Source organism: Pseudoxanthomonas sp. Soil82, assembly GCF_040446535.1.
Lineage (GTDB): Bacteria > Pseudomonadota > Gammaproteobacteria > Xanthomonadales > Xanthomonadaceae > Pseudoxanthomonas > Pseudoxanthomonas kaohsiungensis.
This window is the reverse complement of sequence record NZ_JBEAAK010000002.1, coordinates 112,624-134,021: the sequence shown is the minus strand read 5'-3', so window position 1 is coordinate 134,021 and position 21,398 is coordinate 112,624. Positions and strand designations below refer to the sequence as shown.

17 protein-coding genes, 1 tRNA gene and 1 pseudogene are annotated in these 21,398 nt (G+C 72.3%); 6 read left to right on the top strand and 13 right to left on the bottom strand.

The genetic code is table 11. From position 1 onward, the window contains the following. Nucleotides 1-57: 57 nt before the first annotated feature. Complete coding sequence (locus tag ABKA19_RS06050) at nucleotides 58-1,353, bottom strand: alpha/beta hydrolase (protein WP_353688146.1); 1,296 nt, start codon at nucleotides 1,351-1,353, stop codon at nucleotides 58-60. Between the two features lie 191 nt (nucleotides 1,354-1,544). Here ABKA19_RS06050 and ABKA19_RS06045 point away from each other — a divergent pair, with 191 nt between their 5' ends. Beyond that, on the top strand, nucleotides 1,545-2,339 hold the full coding sequence (locus ABKA19_RS06045) for an esterase/lipase family protein (protein WP_353688145.1): 795 nt from the start codon (nucleotides 1,545-1,547) through the stop codon (nucleotides 2,337-2,339). A 175-nt stretch (nucleotides 2,340-2,514) separates the two neighbouring features. On the opposite strand, the gene cspE is transcribed toward ABKA19_RS06045, so the two are convergent. The 6 genes from cspE to ABKA19_RS06015 all read right to left on the bottom strand — a co-directional run bounded on the left by cspE (nucleotide 2,515) and on the right by ABKA19_RS06015 (nucleotide 6,766). After that, nucleotides 2,515-2,721, bottom strand: a complete 207-nt coding sequence (cspE, locus tag ABKA19_RS06040; RefSeq protein WP_052629532.1) for a transcription antiterminator/RNA stability regulator CspE — start codon at nucleotides 2,719-2,721, stop codon at nucleotides 2,515-2,517. A 130-nt stretch (nucleotides 2,722-2,851) separates the two neighbouring features. Beyond that, nucleotides 2,852-3,592 carry an S-methyl-5'-thioinosine phosphorylase gene (locus tag ABKA19_RS06035; protein ID WP_353688144.1) on the bottom strand — a complete coding sequence of 247 codons (741 nt, stop codon included), beginning with the start codon at nucleotides 3,590-3,592 and terminating at the stop codon, nucleotides 2,852-2,854. Nucleotides 3,593-3,599: 7 nt separating this feature from the next. After that, nucleotides 3,600-4,184 carry a hypoxanthine-guanine phosphoribosyltransferase gene (locus ABKA19_RS06030; RefSeq protein WP_353688143.1) on the bottom strand — a complete coding sequence of 195 codons (585 nt, stop codon included), beginning with the start codon at nucleotides 4,182-4,184 and terminating at the stop codon, nucleotides 3,600-3,602. Nucleotides 4,185-4,224: 40 nt separating this feature from the next. After that, nucleotides 4,225-5,223 carry a beta-N-acetylhexosaminidase gene (gene nagZ / locus ABKA19_RS06025; RefSeq protein WP_353688142.1) on the bottom strand — a complete coding sequence of 333 codons (999 nt, stop codon included), beginning with the start codon at nucleotides 5,221-5,223 and terminating at the stop codon, nucleotides 4,225-4,227. 197 nt (nucleotides 5,224-5,420) lie between these two features. Then, on the bottom strand, nucleotides 5,421-6,110 hold the full coding sequence (locus ABKA19_RS06020; protein ID WP_353688141.1) for a DsbA family oxidoreductase: 690 nt from the start codon (nucleotides 6,108-6,110) through the stop codon (nucleotides 5,421-5,423). 143 nt (nucleotides 6,111-6,253) lie between these two features. Beyond that, nucleotides 6,254-6,766: a CYTH domain-containing protein gene (locus ABKA19_RS06015; protein WP_353688594.1), complete on the bottom strand. Its 513-nt coding sequence runs from the start codon at nucleotides 6,764-6,766 to the stop codon at nucleotides 6,254-6,256. 171 nt (nucleotides 6,767-6,937) lie between these two features. On the opposite strand from ABKA19_RS06015, the gene ABKA19_RS06010 reads away from it, so the two are divergent. Next, nucleotides 6,938-9,004 (top strand): GGDEF/EAL domain-containing response regulator, encoded by a 2,067-nt coding sequence (locus ABKA19_RS06010; RefSeq protein WP_353688140.1) that lies wholly within the window; start codon nucleotides 6,938-6,940, stop codon nucleotides 9,002-9,004. Nucleotides 9,005-9,053: 49 nt separating this feature from the next. Continuing rightward, on the top strand, nucleotides 9,054-10,709 hold the full coding sequence (locus ABKA19_RS06005) for an acyl-CoA dehydrogenase family protein (protein ID WP_353688139.1): 1,656 nt from the start codon (nucleotides 9,054-9,056) through the stop codon (nucleotides 10,707-10,709). A 94-nt stretch (nucleotides 10,710-10,803) separates the two neighbouring features. Here ABKA19_RS06005 and ABKA19_RS06000 read toward each other — a convergent pair whose 3' ends face one another. Genes ABKA19_RS06000 through ABKA19_RS05985 form a run of 4 tightly spaced genes read right to left on the bottom strand, consistent with a single transcriptional unit; the run spans nucleotide 10,804 to nucleotide 14,905 of the window. Then, nucleotides 10,804-12,582: an ABC transporter transmembrane domain-containing protein gene (locus ABKA19_RS06000; protein WP_162375653.1), complete on the bottom strand. Its 1,779-nt coding sequence runs from the start codon at nucleotides 12,580-12,582 to the stop codon at nucleotides 10,804-10,806. After that, on the bottom strand, nucleotides 12,582-13,184 hold the full coding sequence (locus tag ABKA19_RS05995; protein WP_162375651.1) for an IMPACT family protein: 603 nt from the start codon (nucleotides 13,182-13,184) through the stop codon (nucleotides 12,582-12,584). The genes ABKA19_RS06000 and ABKA19_RS05995 overlap by 1 nt, the downstream gene beginning before the upstream one ends. A 45-nt stretch (nucleotides 13,185-13,229) precedes the next feature. Then, nucleotides 13,230-14,351, bottom strand: a complete 1,122-nt coding sequence (locus ABKA19_RS05990) for a hypothetical protein (protein WP_353688138.1) — start codon at nucleotides 14,349-14,351, stop codon at nucleotides 13,230-13,232. Continuing rightward, entirely contained in the window at nucleotides 14,348-14,905 is a 558-nt protein-coding gene (locus ABKA19_RS05985; RefSeq protein ID WP_353688137.1) for an RNA polymerase sigma factor, read from the bottom strand. Before ABKA19_RS05985 ends, ABKA19_RS05990 begins: the two co-directional genes overlap by 4 nt. Nucleotides 14,906-15,094: 189 nt before the next feature. Between ABKA19_RS05985 and ABKA19_RS05980 the strand changes: the two genes are divergently transcribed. The 3 genes from ABKA19_RS05980 to ABKA19_RS05970 all read left to right on the top strand — a co-directional run bounded on the left by ABKA19_RS05980 (nucleotide 15,095) and on the right by ABKA19_RS05970 (nucleotide 20,069). Continuing rightward, a complete protein-coding gene (locus tag ABKA19_RS05980; protein WP_353688136.1) occupies nucleotides 15,095-17,998 on the top strand; it encodes a bifunctional diguanylate cyclase/phosphodiesterase in 2,904 nt (967 codons plus the stop codon). A 108-nt stretch (nucleotides 17,999-18,106) separates the two neighbouring features. Further along, nucleotides 18,107-19,375: a flavodoxin-dependent (E)-4-hydroxy-3-methylbut-2-enyl-diphosphate synthase gene (gene ispG / locus ABKA19_RS05975; protein WP_353688135.1), complete on the top strand. Its 1,269-nt coding sequence runs from the start codon at nucleotides 18,107-18,109 to the stop codon at nucleotides 19,373-19,375. Beyond that, nucleotides 19,356-20,069, top strand: coding sequence for a phosphatase PAP2 family protein (locus tag ABKA19_RS05970; protein WP_353688134.1), 714 nt, complete (start codon nucleotides 19,356-19,358; stop codon nucleotides 20,067-20,069). The genes ispG and ABKA19_RS05970 overlap by 20 nt, the downstream gene beginning before the upstream one ends. A gap of 71 nt (nucleotides 20,070-20,140) precedes the next feature. Here the strand turns inward: ABKA19_RS05970 and ABKA19_RS05965 are convergent. Together ABKA19_RS05965 and ABKA19_RS05960 are read right to left on the bottom strand one after the other, a co-directional pair. Continuing rightward, nucleotides 20,141-21,190: pseudogene (locus tag ABKA19_RS05965) on the bottom strand (SGNH/GDSL hydrolase family protein); the annotation flags it as partial. A 106-nt stretch (nucleotides 21,191-21,296) separates the two neighbouring features. Further along, nucleotides 21,297-21,372, bottom strand: a tRNA-Ala gene (locus tag ABKA19_RS05960). Nucleotides 21,373-21,398: the final 26 nt, after the last annotated feature.

Sequence of the window (21,398 nt, the reverse complement as noted above, 5' to 3'; positions counted from 1 at the left end):
CTGCAGCGTGGGCGGCGGGGCGAGCGCCGCTCTACGCTGCAGCCACGGCGACGGGCCCTACTGCGTCGAGGTCTTCTCGTCCTGCTGCGCCTGCGCCGCAGCGGTGCGGACCAGTCCCTCCATGACCGCGTCCAGCCGCGCCTCGTAGTCCTGCGGGAACGTCCAGTACTGCAGGCCGGCCTCGCTGCGGTTGCGCTGCAGGCCACGCTGTCCGGGCTCGAAGTGGAACAGCATCTTCAGCAGCACGTCGCTGCTGACCCACGGGTGGTCGTACCAGAACACGTGGGAGCGCCGGTCCATGCCGGGCAGGTCGCCGGCACGCGCCGAGATCAGGTCGAAATCGAGGCGCTGCGATGCCTCGACCATCCACTGCGCATCTTCCGGGCCGAGTTCGGACGGGTCGGGCCGGCCGGCGCGCGAGCCGCGCTGGTGAAGGCGCGACAGCACCAGCACCGAGTCGCGCATGTTCACCGTGACCGTCACCCGGCGCGGATAGCCATGGTAGGCCTGCAGTTCGCTGACGAACTGGCGGAAATCGGCGTCCGGTGCGGGAAAGTAGACCTCGCCCAGTCGCACCGACGCCGGGTCGTAGCCGGGCGCCGGCGTGCCCAGCAGGGCCAGGCCTGGCGAGGCGACCATCGCCCCCGAGCTGTAGGCGATCACGTCGATGTGGCGCGCACGCGTGTGCCTGGCCAGCATCCGCACCAGTTGCGCGAAGGCCGGGGCGGTCTCGCCGGCCTTGGACACGTCGTGCGAGAAACGCATGAAGTTCTCCGCCGACGGCCACAGGAACGACAACACCACCGAGTTCCGCCCGGTGAAGTGGCGGTACTGCGCCGCCTGCGCGGTGGCCCGGCCGACGCTGGTGTTGGCGCCATGCACGTAGATGGTCAGGTCAGGATCGGCCGCCTGCGCGAGGGCTTCGTCGATGCGGCGGAAGTACGCCAGTGCCGCCTCGCCCGGTGCGTCGACGCTGCCACCCAGCGGCACCGTGGCCTGCGGGTCCATCGAGTTCACCAGCAGTTGCGGGCGCCGCTCGGCCGAGGCCTGGGTGGACTGCTCGTACAGCCAGTCCCAGCTGCGGCCGCCGCCACCGATGTCCAGGGTGGCCACGCCCATGCGCAGCTCGTCGCCGGGGAAAACGGTATACGCCGGCGCGGCGGACGGGCCGAATGCCAGCCGGTTGGTCGCGTAGAACACCTCGATCTGGCTGCTCCTGTCGAGGTGCGCGTTGGCCGCGAACAGGTTGTGTCCGCCGTTGAGGAAGATCGCCGGCGCCGGCATCAGGCGCACCGGTGGCTGGCACGCGTTGAGCAGGAGCAGGCAGGCCAGGCATAAGGCGAAGCGGATCATCGCGGAACCTCGGCGGCTGGTTGGAGCAGGGCGTCGTTCTTCCCGCGGCCGAGGCCACGACAGCCACGCCCGTCCCGTCCGGCCCGTTGTAGCAGAGCGCCGCTGCGGACGAAACCGTCGCCAACCCCCGGCGTCCGGGGGCACCGCGGATATATAGTGCCGGCAAGCTAGGCGGGACGAGGGAGCGCGGCATGCGCAGCAAGCGCGATCGGAGCCATGCACGTCGCTTCGCGTTCGGCTGCGCGGCGCTGCTTGCGATGGCATCCGCCTACGCCGCGCCGCCGGCTGCAGCGGATCCGGAGCTGGCGCCGGTCGAGGGCCAGTGCGTGGTCCTGCTGCACGGCCTTGGCCGGACCCACCGCTCGATGGCCAGGATCGAGGCGGTTCTGCGCCAGGCCGGCTACGCCACCGCCAACATCGACTATCCGTCGCAGAGCCAGACCATCGAGGTGTCGGCGCGCGACGCGATCCCGCGCGGGGTCCGGGCGTGCCGCCAGTCCGGTGCGCACACGATCCATTTCGTCACCCACTCGATGGGCGGGCTGCTGCTGCGCTACTACCTGCAATCCGGCGCGGTCGACGGACTGGGGCGCGTGGTGATGCTCGGCCCGCCGAACCAGGGCAGCGAAGTGGCCGACGCGCTGGCGGGCACCGCGCTCTACGACCGGGTGAACGGCCCGGCGGGGACGCAACTGGTGACCGGGCCGGAGGGACTGCCGGCGCGGCTGGGGCCGGTGGCCTTCCCGCTCGGCGTCATCAGCGGCAACGAGCAGACCGCGATCGACAGCGTGCTGGCGAGCCGGATCCCCGGCGAGAACGACGGCAAGGTGGCGGTGGAACGGGCCAGGGTCGAGGGCATGCACGACTTCCTGGTGCTGCCGGTGAACCACACCTTCATGGTGGTCAACGACGTGGTCATCGGCCAGACCCTGCAGTTCCTGCGTTACGGCGCGTTCCTGCACGAGGAATCGGCGCCTTCTCCGTGATGCGGGCGCAGAGGGGGTGCGCCATCCCCCGGCGTGGCGGCGGCGCCTTCCGGAGCCAGCGCTTTCCGCCGGCACCGGCGCATGCCCAAGCCTGGTATATCCCTGGCCAGGGCGAACAAAACGAAAAACCCCGCCATGCGGCGGGGTTCCCTGCGTGCGACTGCGCGGTGCGCGGTCAGTCGAGCGGGGTGATGTTCGATGCCTGCGCACCCTTCGGGCCCTGGGTGACCTCGTAGCTCACCCGCTGTCCTTCCCTGAGGGAGCGGAAGCCCTTGGAGTTGATCGCGGAGAAGTGTGCGAACACGTCCGCGCTGCCATCTTCCGGCGAAATGAAGCCGAATCCCTTGGCGTCGTTGAACCACTTGACGGTACCGTTGGCCATGATGCTGCGAAGTCCTTGATTGACGGATGCGCGGCGGCTGCCGCGAGGCGGAGTATGCAAATGTGGAACGCCGCTGACAATCCGTGCACCGGACGGTTGCCGGCGTTACCGCTAACGCGGCCGCGGCCGATCAGCCGCGCGCCAGTTCGCCGACCAGTTCCGGCAGCCCCGCCGAGGCGGCAGTCACGTTATCCAGCACTTCGGCCAGGGTGATCTCCTGCGCGTCGCCGCAACCGGCCGCCCAGTTCGCCACGATCGCCAGGCAGGCATATTCCAGCCCCAGTTCGCGCGCCAGCGCCGCCTCGGGCATGCCGGTCATGCCGACCAGGTCGCAGCCATCGCGGCGCATGCGCGCGATCTCGGCATTGGTTTCCAGTCGCGGCCCCTGGGTGGCGCCGTAGCAGCCGCCATCGACCACGCGCACGCCGGTGACCCGCGCCGCCGCCAGCAGCTTGTGCCGGAACATCGGGCTGTACGGATGGCCGAAGTCCACGTGCAGCGCTTCGCCTTCGCCATCCCAGAAGGTGGACTCGCGCCCCCAGGTGTAGTCGATCAGCTGGTCCGGGCAGGCCAGCACGCGCGGGCCGTAGGCGTCGGTGATGCCGCCGACGGTATTGAGCGCGAGCACGCGGCGCGCGCCGGCCTGGCGCAGCGCGAACAGGTTGGCGCGGTAGTTCACCTTGTGCGGCGGCAGCGCGTGGCCTTCACCATGGCGGGCCAGGAAGGCGATGCGCACCTCGCCCAGCCGACCGATCCGCAGGGGGCCGGAGGGAGCGCCGTACGGCGTGTCGATGTGGCGGGCTTCCTCGTCCTCCAGCGTCGCCAGTCGGTAGACGCCGGTGCCGCCGATCACTGCCAGCGCGATGTCCATCCCCGGCTCAGTCCTTCAGCGCGTAGATGCCGGGCAGGTTGCGGCCCTGCTCGTGGTAGTCCATGCCGAAGCCGAATACGTAACGGTCGGGCAGGTGCAGGCCGACGTAGTCGGCCTTCAGGCCGGCCACGCAGCGGTCGTGGTCCTTGACCGTCAGCGCGGCGATGCGCACGTCGGTGGCGCCCTGCTCGATGCACCAGCGGCGCACCTCGGCCAGGGTGTGGCCCTCGTCGAGGATGTCGTCGGCGATCAGCACCCGGCGGCCGTACAGGGACGTGGCCGGCCGGTGCTTCCAGACCAGCTCGCCGCCCTGGTTGGTGCCGCGGTAGCGGGTCGCGTGCAGGTAGTCGAACTGCAGGTCCAGGCCGCGCGCGCCCAGTTCCAGCGCCAGCTGGCCGGCGAACGGCAGGGCGCCGTGCATCACGGTCAGGAACACCGGCACGAAGCTGTCGCCCAGGCGGTGCGGCGGCACGTCGCCGATGTAGTCGCGTGCGATGGCGTCGGCCATGGTCGAGATGGCCGCATCGATGGCGGGTCGGTCGACCAGGAGGTCGGATTTTTCCAGGACTTCGGCGATCAGCAGTTCGGACATCGTAGGGGGCTACCGGAAAGTGGGAAGGGAAGGAGGGGCGTCACGCCGCCGATGACGGCAGCCGCGCCTGCGCACCGCCGTAGCGTGCGTCCGCGAGCAGGCCGTCCCAGCCGAGCGCACCGCGGCCGAGCAGGCCGGCGAGGGCGGCGGTGTTGAGGGCACGGCCCTCGACCGCGCGCAGCGACTCCTCGACCAGCTCGGGGTGGCAGACCAGGACCACGTCGCAGCCGGCATCCAGGTGCGCGTCGATGCGCGACCGGACCCCGCCGGCGGAAAACGCGGCGGCCATGCCGATGTCGTCGGAAAAGACCACGCCGCGGAAACCCATCTCCGCGCGCAGGATCTCCTCGATCCAGCGCCGGGAATAGCCGGCCGGCTCCGGCGCCACCTGCGGATAGGCCACGTGCGCCATCATCACCGCGTCGGCGCCGGCCTCGATGCCGGCGACGAACGGCACCAGGTCTTCGGCGCGCAAGGTGCCCAGCGGGCGCGGATCGACCGCGTCGTCGAAATGGGTGTCCTCCAGCACGGTGCCGTGCCCCGGGAAATGCTTGAGCGTGGCGGCCATGCCGACGCTGTGCATGCCGCGCACGTAGGCGCGGGTGAATGCGGCGACGACCTGCGGATCGTCGCTGAAGGCGCGATCGCCGATCGCGCGGTTGCCGCGGGCCAGGTCGACCACCGGCGCGAAGCTCAGGTCCACGCCGCTGGCGCGCACTTCGCTGGCCATCAGCCAGGCGTGTTCCTCGGCCAGGGCGAGGGCGGCCTGCGGGTCGCCGGCGTACAGTTCGCCGAAGCGCTGCAGCGGCGGCAGGTCGCTGTAACCGTCGCGGAAGCGCTGCACCCGTCCGCCTTCCTGGTCCACGCAGACCAGCTGCGGCCGCGGCGCGGCGGCGCGGATGGCAGCCGACAGGTCGGCCACCTGGTCGCGCGAAGCGAAATTGCGCTTGAACAGGATCACGCCGGCGACGGCATCGTGCTGCAGCCAGTCGCGCTCCTGCGCGGTCAGTTCGGTGCCGGCGACGCCGATCACGAGCATGCGTTGGAACTCCGTATCACGCGCGGACCGCGCGCCGGGGCATTGTCGCAGATGCGGGCATTCATGGCGGCACGACTCCCGGGCGCCGGATGATCGCCGCCTCGGCATTGTAGGAGCCGATTCATCGGCGACACGGGCGTCGCCACAGTGGCGGCGTCGCCTGTGCCTGCGGCGTCGCGTCGCCGATGAATCGGCTCCTACACGGAGCAGCCGTCCGGGCCGCAGGACTCGCCGGCGGCGGCGGCGGCCGCTGCCGACCCGGCCATGGCCTGGCGCAGCGCCTGGGCGAACACCTCGGGCGCCTGCCCACCCTGGACCGCATGGCGGCCGTCGATGACGAAGGTCGGCACCGCGCGGATACCCATCGCCTGGGCCTGGGCCAGCTCCGCGCGGACCTCGGCCAAGCCTTCGTCCGAGTCGAGGCTGGCGCGGATGCGTTCGGCCGCCAGGCCGCCGGCGGCGCCGGCCTCGACCAGCGTCGCCGGATCGGCCAGGTTGCGGCCCTCGGCGAAGTGGGCCCGGAACAGGGCCTCGCCGACTGCCCCTGCGTCGCCCTCGCGCGCGGCCAGCCACATCAGTCGATGCGCGGGCAGGGTGGTGACCCGCACCTGGCCACGGCTGAAGTCCATCGCCAATCCCTCGGCGCGTGCCGTGGACTGGGTGTGCGACAGGATCTGCTCGGTGCGCTCGGGACCGCCGAACTTGGCCGCGTAGGCCTGGCGCAGCGGCACCGGATCGGTGCCGGCGTCGGGGTCGAGCTGGAAGGGGTGCCAGTGGACCTCGACCGCGGGCGCCCCCGGGCCCAGCAGGTCCAGGCCGCGCTGGAAGCGGTGCTTGCCGATCCAGCACCAGGGACAGACCACGTCGGACCAGATGTCGATTCTCATGGACGGGACAATGGGGGCGCGAGGCGCCGCGGGCAAGCCGGTGCACCGGTCCTGCCGGAGCCGGCGGTGCCGGCGAGGCGATGGCGCCGGCGCGGGCGACGCCGTCGTGGTTCCACCGCCGCTGTCGCCGGCGCGCCGGGCGGCTACCGGGAGCCGTCGCGCTCGGCAGGGGACCATTGCGAATACGGGCGTCCGGCCAGGGCCAGGTTGTAGTAGCGCGGCGAGTCGGTGACCTCTTCGCCGAGCCAGGCCGGTCGGACGAAGGCCTCGTCGGCCGAATCCAGTTCGAGCTCGGCCACCACCAGCCCGGCGTTGGCGCCGAGGAACTCGTCGATCTCCCACAGGTGGCCGGCGTGGCGCACATAGTGGCGCCGCTTCTCCACCAGCCCGCCGACGCACAGCGCGAGCAACTGGCGTGCGTCCTCCACCGGAAGCGGGTAGTCGAATTCCTGCCGGGTATGGCCCAGCTCGCGCGACTTCAGGTTGAGGAAGGCGCGGTCGCCCTCGATCCGCACCCGCACCGAGGCCTTCTGCGTGCCGCCCTCGACCGCGCCCAGGTCGTTCAGGTACCCCTGCGCCATCGCCTGCACGCGCTCGGCGCCGCCGCGCCAGCCATCGCCGGTGACCAGGAACTTGCGTTCGATCTCGATGCCCATCTTGCCGCGACCCGTGCCTGCCAGGCGGGCCATGGTAGTGCGCGCTGCCGCATGGTGCAGCCGCCAACGGCGTCGGCTTTCACGCGGCGCGGCATGGACGCTCCGGCGGGCATCGTGTATTAAACCGGTTGCCGCGCCCCCGGCGCCCGACAGGTTCCCTGGCCCTTACGCATGCAGAAAGACACCGCGATCCGCCTGCTCATCGTCGACGACCGCGTGGAAGACGCCGAAGCGATCGTCAGCACCCTGCGCAACGGCGGCATCGCGGTGCGGCCCCTGCGGCCGCAGAACGCCGCCGAACTGGCGCACATGGTCACCAGCCAGGCGGTGGACCTGGTGGTGGCGGTCGACTCGGCGGCGATGCCGCTGGACCAGGTCCGCGCCCAGGTGGCCGCCAGCGGCAAGGACCTGCCGCTGCTGCTGATGGTCGACCGGATCGACGAGGCCGCGGTGCTGGGCGCGCTCGGCGGCGGCGCGCGCGCGCTGGTGCTCAAGCACCGGCCCGAGCACCTGCTGGAAACGGTCCGCCGCGAATGGGCCGACCTCGACGCGCGGCGTGGCCTGCGCCGGCTGGAGGCGCAGCTGCGCGAGACCGAGCGGCGCTGCGATTCGCTGATCGCCTCCTCGCGCGACCCGGTGGCCTACATCCACGAAGGCATGCACATCCGCGCCAACGACGCCTACCTGGAGATGTTCGGGTTCGAGGCGTTCGACGAGGTCGAGGGCATGTCGCTGCTGGACCTGGTCGGTCCGCAGCACATCGACGGCTTCAAGCAGCTGCTCAAGTCCCTGTCCAAGGGCGAGCCGCCGCCTCCGGAGTACCTGATGGAGGCGCGCCACGTCGACGGCAGCACCTTCCCGGCCAAGCTCGAGTTCGCCACCGCCACCTACGAAGGCGAGCCGTGCGTGCAGGTGGTGTTCCGCAGGCGCGAGGAACTGGACCCGGAGCTGGCGCGCGAGGTCGAGGAACTGCGCCGCCGCGACCAGGTCACCGGCCTGCTCAACCGGCCCACGTTCATGCACCTGCTCGAGGACGCGGTGGCCGCGGTCGGTCGCGACGGAGGCCAGTACGGCTTCCTGCTGGTCGAGCCCGACCACTACGCGCGCCTGCTGCCGGACATCGGCCTGGACTCGGCCGATGCGCTGGTCGCGGCGCTGGGCGAGCGCGTGCGCAGCACGATCGATGCCAACGTCAAGGCCGCGCGCTTCGGCGAGCACAGCTTCGCCCTGCTGCTCGAGGGCAACCACGCGCGGACCCGCGCGGCGGCCGATGCGTTGCGCGATGCATTCGCCACCCATGTCTTCAGCGTGGGCGCGCGCTCGGTGGCCGTGACCGCGAGCATCGGCGGCGTGCAGGTGGGCGAGAAGATCGCCAGCGTGCCGCAAATCCTGTCGCGGGCGAACCAGTGCCTGGGTGCGGCGGTCGAGCTCGGCGGCAACACGGTGCAGGTGTTCGACCCGGGCGCGGCCGACCGCGCGGAGGAAGAGCGCGTGGCGCTGTGGGTCACCCGCATCCGCGAGGCCCTGGTCGGCGAAGGCTTCGTCCTGCACTACCAGCCGGTGATGAGCCTGCAGGGCGAGCCCGGCGAACTCTACGAGGCCCACCTGCGGGTCGACGCCAACGGCGAGCTGGTCACCCCGTCGGGCTTCCTCGGCATCGCCGAGGAACATGGCCTGCTCGGCGAGATCGACCTTTGGGTGGTGCGCCACGCCATCGCCACGCTGGGCGAGCGCGAGCGCGCCGGCCGCCAGACCCGCATGCTGGTGCGGATCAGCCCCGCCTCGTTCGCCAGCGCCACGATGGTCGACCTGATCCGGAAGGAGCTGGCTGCCCATGGCGTGCCGGGCGAGCGCCTGTGGCTGGAGGCGCCGGAAGCGAAGGTGTTCACCCACCTGCGCAACGCGCAGCAGTTCCTCGCCGCGGTGTCGCCGCTGGGCTGCCGGGTCGGCCTGGAGCAGTTCGGCTCCGGCCTGGACTCCTTCCAGTTGCTGGCCCACTTCAAGCCTTCGTTCCTCAAGATCGATCCAGGCCTGACCGCCGAGATCGGCCGGCCCGGGGAAGCGCAGGACAAGGTCCGCGACATCACTGCCCGGGCGCGCGACGAGGGCATCGCCACCCTGGCCGAGGACGTCGACGACGCGCAGGCAATGAGCCAGCTGTTCAGCGCGGGCGTCGACTACGTCGCCGGCGGATTCGTCGCTCCGGTGGGGGCGGCGATGAACTTCGACTTCAGCTGACCGCGGCAGCGGCGTCGAAGCCGTCGGCCGCGCCGGGAGGAGGGACGCCATGTCCGAACCATCCGCGCCGGACCTGCCGCCGTTCGAGACCCATCGCGTGGGCCCGGACCCGCCGGCGTTCGAGCCGCGCGACCTGTGGGCCGATGACATCGCCCTGCGCGAGGGGGTGGCACGCGGCGGCGCCGACGGGTACCGCGATGGCCTGCAGGGCTATGCGCGCCTGGCCGGCGACGAGCTGTACCGGCTGGGCTTCGACGCCAATCGCGATCGGCCGCGCCTGCGCACGCATGACCGCCACGGCCAGCGCATCGACACGGTGGAATTCCACCCGGCCTACCACCGGCTGATGGAACTGGCCAAGGCGCATGGCGTGGCCGGCCTGTCCTGGCACCGGCCTGGCGCCGGCGCCCACGTGGCCCGCGCCGCGCTCAGCTACCTGCACCACCAGGTCGAAGCCGGCACCAGTTGCCCGCTGACCATGACCCACGCCGCCGTCCCGGTGCTGCGCCGCGAACCATCGCTGCGCGACTGGGCCGACAAGGCGGCCGCGCCGCATTACGACCCGCGGGACGTCGCCACGAGCGAGAAGGCGGGGATCACCCTGGGCATGGGCATGACCGAGAAGCAGGGCGGCTCGGACGTGCGCGCCAACGCCACCACCGCCACGCCGCTGGCGTCCGGCGATGGTTATGCGCTGGTCGGGCACAAGTGGTTCTTCTCGGCGCCGATGTCCGACGGCTTCCTGGTCCTGGCGCAGGCGCCCGCCGGCCTGACCTGCCTGCTGATGCCGCGGCGCCTGCGGGACGGGGCGAAGAACGCATTCCGGCTGGTGCGCCTGAAGGACAAGCTCGGCGACTGGGCCAACGCCTCGTCCGAGGTCGAGTTCTGCGGCGCGCTGGCCTGGCGCGTGGGCGAGGAGGGGCGTGGGGTGGCCACCATCATCGAGATGGTGATGCTGACCCGCCTGGACTGCATGCTCGGCGCTGCCGCGCAGGTGCGCATGGCCCTGGCGCAGGCGCTGCACCACGCCCGCCACCGGGTCGCGTTCGGCCGGCCGCTGGCGGCGCATCCGCTGATGGCCAACGTGCTGGCCGACCTGGCGATCGAGTCGGAGGCGGCGACCGTGCTGGCCCTGCACGTCGCCGCCCTGGTCGACGCCGCGCCCTCGGATCCGGAGGCCGCTGCACTGGCACGCATTGCCACCGCGGCCGGCAAGTACTGGCTCTGCCGGCGCGCGCCTGCCGTGGTCAACGAGGCGCAGGAATGCCTGGGTGGCGCCGGCTACGTCGAGGAATCGATCCTGCCGCGGCTGTACCGGCAGGCGCCGCTCAACTCCATCTGGGAAGGCAGCGGCAACATCCAGTGCCTGGACGTGCTGCGCGCACTGGCGCGGGAACCCGCGTGCGCGCAGGCCCTGCAGGCGACGCTGTCACGCGCTGCGGCGCGCCACCCGTTGCTCGAGCACGAAGCCGCGCGCCTGGGCGCAGGATTGGCGGGCGGCGGCGAGGGCATGGAGGCGCAGGCGAGGGCGCTGGTCGAACGGCTGGCGTTGGTCCTGCAGGGGGCGGTGCTGCTGGAAGCAGGCAGCCCGCTGGCGGAAGCGTTCCTGCGCAGCCGGCTCGGCGGCGAGCACGGGCAGGCGCTGGGCACGCTGCCGGTGGACATCGACTTCGGCCCGATCCTCGCCCGCGCGCTGCCACGGTAGGCGGGCGTCTTCCGGCTCGCCGCGGAAGCAGCGGGGCAAGCCCCGCTCTACGTCCGCTCCTGGTAGAGCCGGGCTTGCCCGGCTACCCCCCGCCTCAATCCAGGAACTGCAGCCGCGCCAGCTCCGCGTACAGGCCGCCCTGCGCGAGCAGTTGCTCGTGGGTGCCCTCGGCGATGATCCGGCCCTGGTCCATCACCACGATCCGGTCCGCCCGCAGCACGGTCGCCAGGCGATGGGCCACCACCAGGGTGGTGCGGCCGCGCATCAGGTTCTCCAGCGCGTGCTGGACCGCGCGTTCGCTCTGCGCGTCCAGCGCGCTGGTCGCCTCGTCCAGCAGCAGCACCGGCGCGTCCTTCAGCAGCGCCCGGGCGATCGCCACGCGCTGCTGCTGGCCGCCGGACAGGCGCGAGCCGCGCTCGCCCAGCTCGCTGGCGTACCCCTGCGGCAGCGCCTCGAGGAAGCCGTCGGCCTCGGCCGCGCGTGCGGCGGCGCGCACCTCCGCGTCGCTGGCCTCGAGCCGGCCATAGCGGATGTTGTCCATCGCGCTGGCGGCGAACAGCACCGGTTGCTGCGGCACCAGCGCCACGCGGGCGCGGACGCAGGCCGGATCGGTGTCGCGCAGGTCGATGCCATCGAGCCGCACGCTGCCCGACTGCGGGTCGTGGAAGCGCAGCAGCAGCGACAGCACGGTGCTCTTGCCGGCCCCGGAGGGACCGACCAGGGCCACCGTCTCGCCGGGGCGCACGTGCAGGTCGAACCCGTTCAATGCCGCGGCATCGGGACGTTCCGGATAGTGGAACACCACCTCTTCGAAGCGGATCTCGCCGCGCAGCGGCGCCGGCAGCGCGACCGGCCGCGCCGGTGCGGCCACCTGCGGCTGCTCGTGCAGCAGCTCGGAGATCCGACCCATGCCGCCGGCGGCGCGCTGCAGCTCGTTCCAGACCTCGGCCAGCGCGCCGACCGAGCCACCGCCGATCAGGGCATAGAGCACGAACTGGCCCAGCGTGCCGGCGCTCATCGTGCCGTCGATCACCTGGTGCGCACCGGACCACAGCACCAGCACGATCGCACCGAACACCAGCACGATCGCCGCGGCGGTGACCGCCGCCTGCGCCCCGATGCGGCGACGCGCGGTCGCCACGGCCACCTCCAGCGCCTTGCCGAAGCGCGCCTGTTCGTAGGGTTCGCGTGCGTACGCCTGGACCGTGCGCACGGCACCCAGGGTCTCGGCGGCCAGGGCGTTGGCATCGGCCACCCGGTCCTGGCTGGCGCGCGATGCCTTCTCCAGGCGCCGCGCGCCCAGCACGATCGGCAGCACCGATAGCGGGATCCCGACCAGCGAGTAAGCCGCCAGGTGCGGGCTGGTCACGAACAGCATGACCAGGCTGCCGACCACGGTGACGCTGCTGCGCAGGGCCACCGACATGGTCGTGCCGATCACGCTGCGCAGCAGTTCGCTGTCGGCCGACAGCCGCGAGACCAGCTCGCCGCTGCGGCTGCGGTCGTGGAAGGCCGGGTCGAGCCCGATCAGGTGCGCGTAGAGCTGGCCGCGCAGGTCGGCGACGACCTTTTCGCCCAGCAGTGACACGAAGAAGAACCGCGCCGCCGTGGCTGCCGCCAGGACCACCGCCACCACGAACAGCAGGCCGAAGGCCAGGTTGATTTGGCTGCCGCCGCCGAAGCCGTGGTCGATCATGTAGCGCACCGCCACCGGCAGGCTGAGCGTGGCCGAGGAGGACACCGCCAGCGCCAGCAGCCAGGCGAAGAACAGGCCGCGGTGGCGACGCACGAACGGCCATAGCGTGCGCAGGCTGCCCAGCCGGCGCAGGCGTCCTTCGCGTTCGCCGGTGACCTCGGCAGCGGGCTGGTCCATCAATGGATCTCCACGGAAACAGGGGTGGTGAAGCGGACCCGGTCGCGGGTCGCATCGCGCAGGCGCGCCTGCAGGGCCTCGACCCTGGCGGCGGGCAGGCTCAGCGACAGGTGGGCGCCATCGGCCTCGAACCGCTCGCCGGTTTTTTCCGCCGCATGCGCCGCCAGGGCGACATGGACCGCGCCCAGGTCCTCGAACGCGCAGGCCAGCTCGAGCGCGGCCATCGCCACCAGCGGGCGGCGTTCGGCCAGGCGCAGGCATTCGGCAGCGGTTCCACCATAGGCGCGGACCAGGCCGCCGGCGCCGAGCTTGATCCCGCCGTACCAGCGGGTAACCACCACGGCGACGCGGTCGCAGCCCTGGCCATCGATCGCGGCCAGGATCGGCCGGCCACCGGTGCCGGCCGGCTCGCCGTCGTCGCTGGAGCGGTACTCCTGGCCGATCCGCCAGGCCCAGCAGTTATGGGTCGCCTCCGGCTCGGACGCGCGTGCGATGAACGCCATCGCCGCGGCGGGGGCGTCGACCGGGGCGGCATGGGCAAGGAAGCGGCTGTGCCGGACTTCGAGCGCGTGGGTGGCCGGGGCGGCGAGGGTGTCGGTCATTCCGCGCGCATTGTACCGGCACGCCCGGCCGGCCCCGGGAGCGGATCAGGGCAGCAGGGGCCGCAGGTCCGCCGGCACCGGTTCCTGCGGATGGACCTCGAGGAAACGCGCCAGGCTCGCGCGCGCCAGTGCGGTCTCGCCGCGGCCGCTGCGTTCGCGGATGCGCTGCAGCCACTGCGACGGCGGCAGGCGTGCATCGTCGTCGACCACGTTCGCCGCTGCGGTGATCGACAGGTCGCTCGCCTCGGCCGCGACGGCCACCGGCGGATCGGGAGCGAATCCGCCGCCGTGTTCGTCCGAACGGGCGCCCGCCGCCGCGGGCGCCGGCGCGGCACGGACGGAGACCGGTGCCGGCGGGGCGGGCGGCGAGGGTTCCTGGGAGACGGCGGTGGCACGCGGCTCGGCCATCGGGGCGGGCGGCGCGGCCGGCGGTGGCGGCGATGCCATCGCCTGGCGGGCGGCTTTCTCGGTGCGCTGGGTCGAACGCTGCATGGCGGCAGCCGTGGCCGCCTGGTGCGCATGTGCCTGTTCGGCTTCGCCCGCGGCCAGCGCCTCGGCCTGGCGACCGGCCTTTTCCTGGCGCTGCGCGGGGCGTTGCATCGCGGCGGCCGTGGCGGCCTGCGTGTCTTCGGAGTGAGCGTCGGCGCCGGCATCGGCCACTGCGGCAGCGGCCGATGCCTCGGCCTGGCGGCCTGCCTTCTCCTGGCGTTGCGTCGTCCGCGCGCCTGCAGCGGCGACCGCTGCATCGTGTTCCGCAGGGGCAGGGCCGGCTTCGGCGTCGGGTGCCGCCGTGGCAGGCGCGGTGGCGGCAGGCGCAGGCGCCCGGGCGACCGGCGCCTGCGCAGTATCGCCGGCTGGCTTCGCCGACGGGGCGGTCGCCGGCGCGATGGCGGGCAGGGGCGGCTCGCGCAACTGCCAGGCGACTCCGACCGCCAGCGTCACCGAGGCCGCCAGTCCCAGCACCACCGGCCAGCCATGGCGTGGCCGCCGCGCGGCGCCGGACCGGTGCGGCGCGCGGCCGGCGGCCGGCGGCGGCACGAGCGACTCGCGCGCGGCGGCGAGAATGCGTGCGTCGACTGCCGCATCCGGTGCGACGGCATCGTCGCCGGGCAGCAGGCGCGCCAGCGCGCGCTCTTCGTGGTCGAGGGGGTCGTGGCGTGGGTTCATGGATTCAGCCTCGCGCGCAGCTTGTCCAGCGCGTAGCGCAGCCGCGATTTGACGGTTTCCCGGCCGACGCCCGTGATCCGGCCGATCTCCTCCAGGCTCAGCTCCTGTTGCAGGCGCAGGAGGACGGCCTCGCGCTGCTCGTCGGGCAGCTCGTCCAGGGCCTGCTGCAACCGCTGTCGCTGCTCGTCCTGCTCGGCCACCGAACCGGGATGCTCGGGGTCGGCCAGGGCGGCGGTGCGCAGTTCGGCGTCCAGCGGTGCCGGCGGACGGTGGCGCTGCGCGCGCCAGTGGTCGTTAAGCCGGTTGTGGGCGATCCGGTAGAGCCAGGTCGCGAACGCGGCCTCCGGCCGCCAGGTGGCGCGGGCGGCGATCACCCGTTGCCACACGTCCTGGTAGAGCTCCTCGGCCAGCGGCCGGTCGCGAAGCTGGGCCAGCAGGAAGCGGAACAGGGGGCCGCGGTGGCGGCCGTAGAGGACCTCGAACGCCGAGGCCTCGCCGGCTGCCCAGGCGAGCATCAGCGAGTCATCGGTGGTGGCGGCCACGGGCTGGTCCATGGCCGACAGACTACGGGCCGCGGCGGGCGACGCAAGCGGGCGGCGTCGGGTCCGGGTCGGGCGGGCGTGGGCCCGGGCGTGGGGCGGGGTCATGCCTTCGACCAACGTCCGGGTGGGCCTGTCGGGGTTGGGCGCTGGCCGTCGCGCCGCCGCGCTATGCTGGCGCCGTGGGGTGGCCGTCGGGGATGCATGAGTCCAGCAGGCACAGTTGAGAGCGCACCGCAGGTGCCAATCGCGGCGGCCGGTCCGCGCACGCCGCTGGAGCGCGCGGTGGTGGCGCTGCGTGCGCTGCTGCCGGCGACGGCGCAGCTGGCGGTGGGCTGGCGCGACGCCACCCTGGGCAGCCATTTCCTGATGGAGCCGGTGATGCAGGCCGGCCCGGCGCGGCGGCTCGAGCTGGCGCTGGTCGAGGCGGGATCGCTGGGCAACGAGCCGGACACGCTCTCGCTGGCCTGGCACGACGCCGAGGATGCGCGGCTGTCGCTGGTGGCGCGGCTCGGCGGTCCCTTCGATCCGGCCGCGCGCGAGGCCTGGCTGGCGACGGCGCGGACGCTGCTGGAATCGGCGCTGGAGGCCACCCGCGCGCAGGCGCGGATGGAAGCGCTGGAGAAGTCGCGGCAGTTGCAGCAGGCGCTGTACGAGATCGCCGAGCTGGCCAGCGCCGAGGTCGAGATGGGCGAGATGCTGCACCGGCTGCACGCCATCATCGGCTCGCTGATGTACGCGCCCAACTGCTACATCGTCACCTACGACGAGGAGCGCGAGACGCTGCGCTTCATCTACTTCGCCGACGAGGCCGACGACTATCAGCCCGACCCGGACCACGAGTGGACCGAGTCGGACATGCCGCACAGCCTGACCTTCGCCCTGCTGCGCCACGGGCGCGCGCTGCGCGGGCCGTCCAACCTGATCCGGCGCAAGCTGCAGGTCGAGTACAGCGCGATCCAGGGGCCGGACAGCCAGGACTGGCTGGGCGTGCCGATGAAGCGCGGCGAACAGGTCTGCGGCGCGATCGTGGTGCAGAGCTACGACCGCCCGGCCAGCTATACCGACGAGGACCGCGCACTGCTGGGCTACGTGGCCCAGCACGTGCTCACCACGCTGGACCGCCGCCAGGCGCAGGTCGAGCTCGAGCGCCGCGTGCACGAGCGCACGGTCGAGCTGCAGCACGCCAACCGCGAACTGCAGGAGGAGGTGGTCGAGCGGCAGCGCGCCGAGCGCCTGCAGCACGCGCTGTTCCGCATCACCGAGATGGCGATGAGCTCCGAGTCGCTGGAGCAGTACTACGCCAAGGTGCACGCGGCGGTGGACGAGCTCATCTATGCGCGCAATTTCTACATCGCCCTGCTCAGCGACGACCAGCAGTCGATCGAGTTCGTCTACTCGGTCGACGAGAAGGGCGACCACCGGCCCGCGCGCAGGCTCAGCAACGGCCTGACCGAGTACGTGCTGCGCATCCGCGAAGCCCTGCTCGCCGACCGCAGCGACATCGACCGCCTCGCCGCCGCCGGCGAGATCCACGAGTACGGGATCCAGGCCTGGAGCTGGCTGGGCGTGCCGCTGCACCGCGACGGCGAGGTGGTTGGGGTGCTGGCGGTGCAGAGCTACACGGCCGACATCCGCTTCAGCGCCGACGACCAGCGCCTGCTGACCTTCGTCGCCCACAACATCAGCAACGGCCTGGCCCGGCAGCGTTCGCAGGAGCGCCTGCGCGCGGCCCACGCCGAGCTGGAGCGGCGCGTCATCGAGCGCACCACCGAGCTGGAGGAGGCCAACGAGCAGCTGGTGGCGCAGATCGGCGAGCGCATGCGCGCCGAGGAGCGGCTGACCCACCAGGCCCTGCACGACACCCTCACCGGGCTGCCCAACCGCGCCTACCTGCTCGACTGCATGGCCAGCGCGATCGAGCGGGCGCAGTTCGGCGACGGCATGCCGTTCGCGGTGCTGTTCCTGGACCTGGACCGCTTCAAGCTGGTCAACGACAGCATCGGCCACGCTGCCGGCGACGAACTGCTGGTCGAGGTGGCCAAGCGCATTGTTTCCGCGATGCGCGCCGAGGACGTGGTCGCGCGCCTGGGCGGCGACGAGTTCGCGATCCTGGTCAGCTGCCCGGACGGCGGCGATAGCGTACGCGACTTGGCGCCGCGGCTGCTGGCACTGATCGGGCGGCCGCTGTGGGTGGCCGGGCGCGAGCTGTTCCCGTCGGCGAGCATGGGCATCGCCCTGTGGCACCCGCGCTACAGCAGCGGCGAGGAGCTGCTGCGCGACGCGGATGCGGCCATGTACCGGGCCAAGAACGAAGGCCGCGACCGCTACGCGATCTTCGACGAGGACATGCGCGAGCAGGCGGTGCGCAGCCTGGACCTGGAAGCGGACCTGCGCCGGGCGATCATCAGCCGCGACTTCCTGCCGTACTACCAGCCGATCGTGCGCCTGGAGGACGGCGAGGTGATCGGCCACGAGGCGCTGCTGCGCTGGCAGCACGAGCGCCGCGGCCTGCTGGCGCCGGCCGCGTTCATCGCCCTGGGCGAGGAGAGCGGGCTGATCGAGCAGGTCGACTGGCTGCTGTACGAGCAGGTCATCGGCGAGCTGGCCCGCGGCGGCAACGGCTACGTCTCGGTGAACGTCTCGCCGCGCCATTTCCGCTCGCCGGATTTCGCCGACCGCCTGCTGGGCCTGCTCGAATCGGCCGATGCCGACCCGGCACGGCTGCGGGTGGAGATCACCGAGGTCGCGCTGCTGGACGACGCACCGCGCACGCTGCGCATCCTCAACACCCTGCGCGAACACGGCGTGCAGGCGCAGCTGGACGACTTCGGCACCGGCTTCTCGGCGCTGTCCTACCTGCACCGCTTCCCGATCTCCGGACTGAAGATCGACCGCAGTTTCGTGGCCGGGCTGGACGAGGACGGCGGGCGCCAGGAAAGCCTGGCCCTGGTCCGCGCGATCCTGGCCCTGGCCGGGACCCTGGGCATCGAGACGGTGGGCGAGGGCGTGGAGACCGACGCCCAGCGCGACACCTTGCTGGAACTGGGGTGCAATTGCGGGCAGGGCTTCCTGCTCGGGCGTCCGGCGGCGCGGCGCCTGTCCTGAACCGGCAGGCGCCGGACCGCCGCCACGTCCGCGCGTGCGCGGGGCGACCGACCGCCGGCGCGCGCACCGGTTGGGGCGGCGTTGCCGCGGCCCGTCTAGAATGCGTGCATGCAGCATGACGCCATCACCCGCCCCACGCCTCCCGCCTCGGCCGCGCCCTGGCCGCGCCGTCCCACCCGCCAGGTCATGATCGGCGGCGTCGCCGTCGGCGGCGGCGCGCCGGTGGTGGTCCAGTCGATGACCAATACCGACACGGCCGACGTGGCCGGGTCGGTCAGGCAGGTCGCCGAGCTGTGGCGGGCCGGTTCGGAGATGGTGCGGCTGACGGTGAACACGCCCGAGGCGGCCGCCGCGATCCCGCGCATCCGCGAGAAGCTGCTGATGATGGGCGTGGACGTGCCCTTGATCGGCGACTTCCACTACAACGGCCACCAGCTGCTGGCCGGCGAGCCGGCGTGTGCCGAGGCGCTGGCCAAGTACCGGATCAATCCCGGCAACGTCGGCTTCGGCAAGAAGAAGGACACCCAGTTCGCCTCGATCATCGAGAAGGCGATCGAATACGGCAAGCCGGTCCGCATCGGCGCCAACTGGGGCTCGCTGGACCAGGCCCTGGCCGCGCGGCTGATGGACGAGAACCATGCCCGCGCCGAACCGTGGGATGCAGGCCGCGTGCTGCGCGAGGCGCTGATCCTGTCGGCGCTGGAGTCGGCCGACCGCGCCGTGGAACTGGGCCTGCCGGCCGACCGCATCGTGCTCAGCTGCAAGGTCAGCGGCGTGCAGGAACTGATCGCGGTCTACCGCGACCTGGCGGCGCGCAGCGATTACGCGCTGCACCTGGGGCTGACCGAGGCCGGCATCGGCAGCAAGGGCATCGTCGCCTCGGCGGCGGCGCTGTCGGTGCTGCTGCAGGAGGGCATCGGCGACACCATCCGCATCTCGCTCACGCCCGAGCCCGGCCAGTCGCGCACCGCCGAGGTGGTGGTGGCGCAGGAACTGCTGCAGACCACCGGGCAGCGCGCGTTCACGCCGATGGTCACCGCCTGCCCGGGCTGTGGCCGTACCACCAGCACGTTCTTCCAGGAACTGGCCAAGACGGTGCAGGAACACGTGCGGGCGAAGATGCCGGAATGGCGCATCTCGCACCCCGGCGCGGAGAACCTGTCGCTGGCGGTGATGGGCTGCGTGGTCAACGGCCCGGGCGAGTCGCGCCACGCCGACATCGGCATCTCCCTGCCGGGCACCGGCGAGGCGCCGTCGGCGCCGGTGTTCATCGACGGCGAGAAGAAGGTCACGCTCAAGGGCGAGAACATCGCCACCGAATTCGTGGCCCTGATCGACGAGTACGTCGAAAGCCGGTATGCCCGGAAAGCCGGCTGAGCCGCTCTCGCGCCTGTCGTCGCTGGCGGCGGTGCTGCGCGGCAACCTGGCCCTGCTGGGGCTGCTGTTCGTCGGCCTGCTGTTGCCGCTGTGGGTGTTCGCCGAACTGGCCGACGAGGTCCACGAGCTGGAGGCGATGGTCCTCGACGATGCGCTGCTGCTGTGGCTACAACAACGGGCCGGCCCCCGGCTGGATGCCTTCTTCGTCTTCGTCAGCCGCGTCGGCTATGCCTGGGGCGTGATCCCCGCCGACATCGCGCTGTGCCTGGCGCTGCTGGTGGCGCGGCGCTGGCGCGAGGCCAGCTTCGCGATCGTCGCACTGGCCGGCTCCGGCCTGCTCAACCTGGGCACCAAGGCGTTCTTCCGCCGCGACCGGCCATCGCTGTGGGAATCCATCGCGCCGGAGAGCAGTTTCAGCTTCCCCAGCGGCCATGCGATGGGCTCGATGACCCTGGCCGCGGTCGTCGTCCTGCTGGCCTGGGGCACGCGCTGGCGCTGGCCGGTGCTGGCCGTGGCGCTGGCGTTCACCGGCCTGGTCGGCCTGTCCCGGCCGTACCTGGGCGTGCATTACCCGTCCGACGTGCTCGCCGGCTGGGCGGCGGGACTGGCGTGGACCGCCGGCGTGTACCTGGTGCTGTTCCGCCAGCGGCGGCCGTGGGGCGATGCGTCGCGCTGGACGCTGCCGTCGTCCTGAGCTGTGGGGTGCGGCGACCGCGGCCAGCCGACCGCAAGCGCGTCCAGGTGCCGGACCAGCGCATCGGCGATGCGCGCGTGGTCGGCCAGCGAGGGATGCCAGTGGCAGCCGCCCACGTCCAGTCCGGCCACCGGCAGGAAGCTGACCGCCCGCTCTCCGCCCTCGTGCAGGCGGGCGACCACGCGCTCGACCTGTTCGCGGATCTCGCCTTCGGCCCGGTCGGTGGCCCACAGCACGAAGTGCGCGCCGGGGTAGCGCGAGCGCAGGGAACGCACGAAGGCGACATAGGCGCGCTGGTAGTCGGCGTGCAGCGCGGGCCGGTCCGGCCAGCGCTCGCCGGGCCGCAACGGCGTGGAGAAATCGTTGGTGCCCAGGGCGATGGCCACCACCTGCGGCTGCCAGCCGTCGCCGCCGGTGTCGGCCGCGCCATGGTCGAACAGCCGCCAAGGCCAGGCCTGCGGCAGGGTGTCGCCGGGCCCGCCGCCGTAGTTGCGCACGACGCCGCGGCCGGAGATCGCGCTCACCCGGTAGTCGGCGTCGTAGTGCCGTGCGACCCGGGGACCGAAGGCGCGGGTGTTGTCGGTGCTGGCCCATACCTGTGCCTCGCTGCATTCGCGCTGGGTCGACAGGTTGCCGTAGCCCACGGTGTGCGAGTCGCCGATGAATTCGATCCGGCGCGCGCGCGCCGGCACCGGCAGGGCGTGGCTGCCGGGCGGCAGGAAGAAGCCGTCGAAGCGGTTGGGCCCGGCCTGGCTTTCGGTCGCCACCTCGATCCGCACTTCGTGCGGCCCATCGTCGAGTCCGTCGATGCGGTAAGCGCCCGGCTCCGGGCGTTCCAGCGTCGCCACCGGCGCGCCATCGACCCGTAGGTGCAGGATCACCTCGCCCGGGCCGGTGGCGAAATCGAGCCGCCGGCCTTCGAAGCGGGTTTCGAAGTACAACCCGGGCCACTGGTAGGCCAGCATGCCGCCTTCCCTGGCGACGGTGCGGCCGCTGTGTACCGCAGGCGTGGGCGTGGCGCCATCGGGCAGCGCCGCCAGGCGCGCGACCGTGGCGGGCGCGGCCGCGGCCGGCAGGATGCCGGAGGCGGCCAGGAGCAGGAGGAAGGCGTGCGGTCGCATCTGCATGCTCGCGGAAGAGGACCCCGATCTTAGCCAGCCGGCGTGCGGCAGCGGTCCATTGCCGGCAGGAATGAAAAAGCCCCGCCGGAGCGGGGCTTTGGAAATATGGTGGAGCCAGGGAGGATCGAACTCCCGACCTCGTCATTGCGAACGACGCGCTCTCCCAGCTGAGCTATGGCCCCACGGTGCGACAGGACACCTGTGCGAG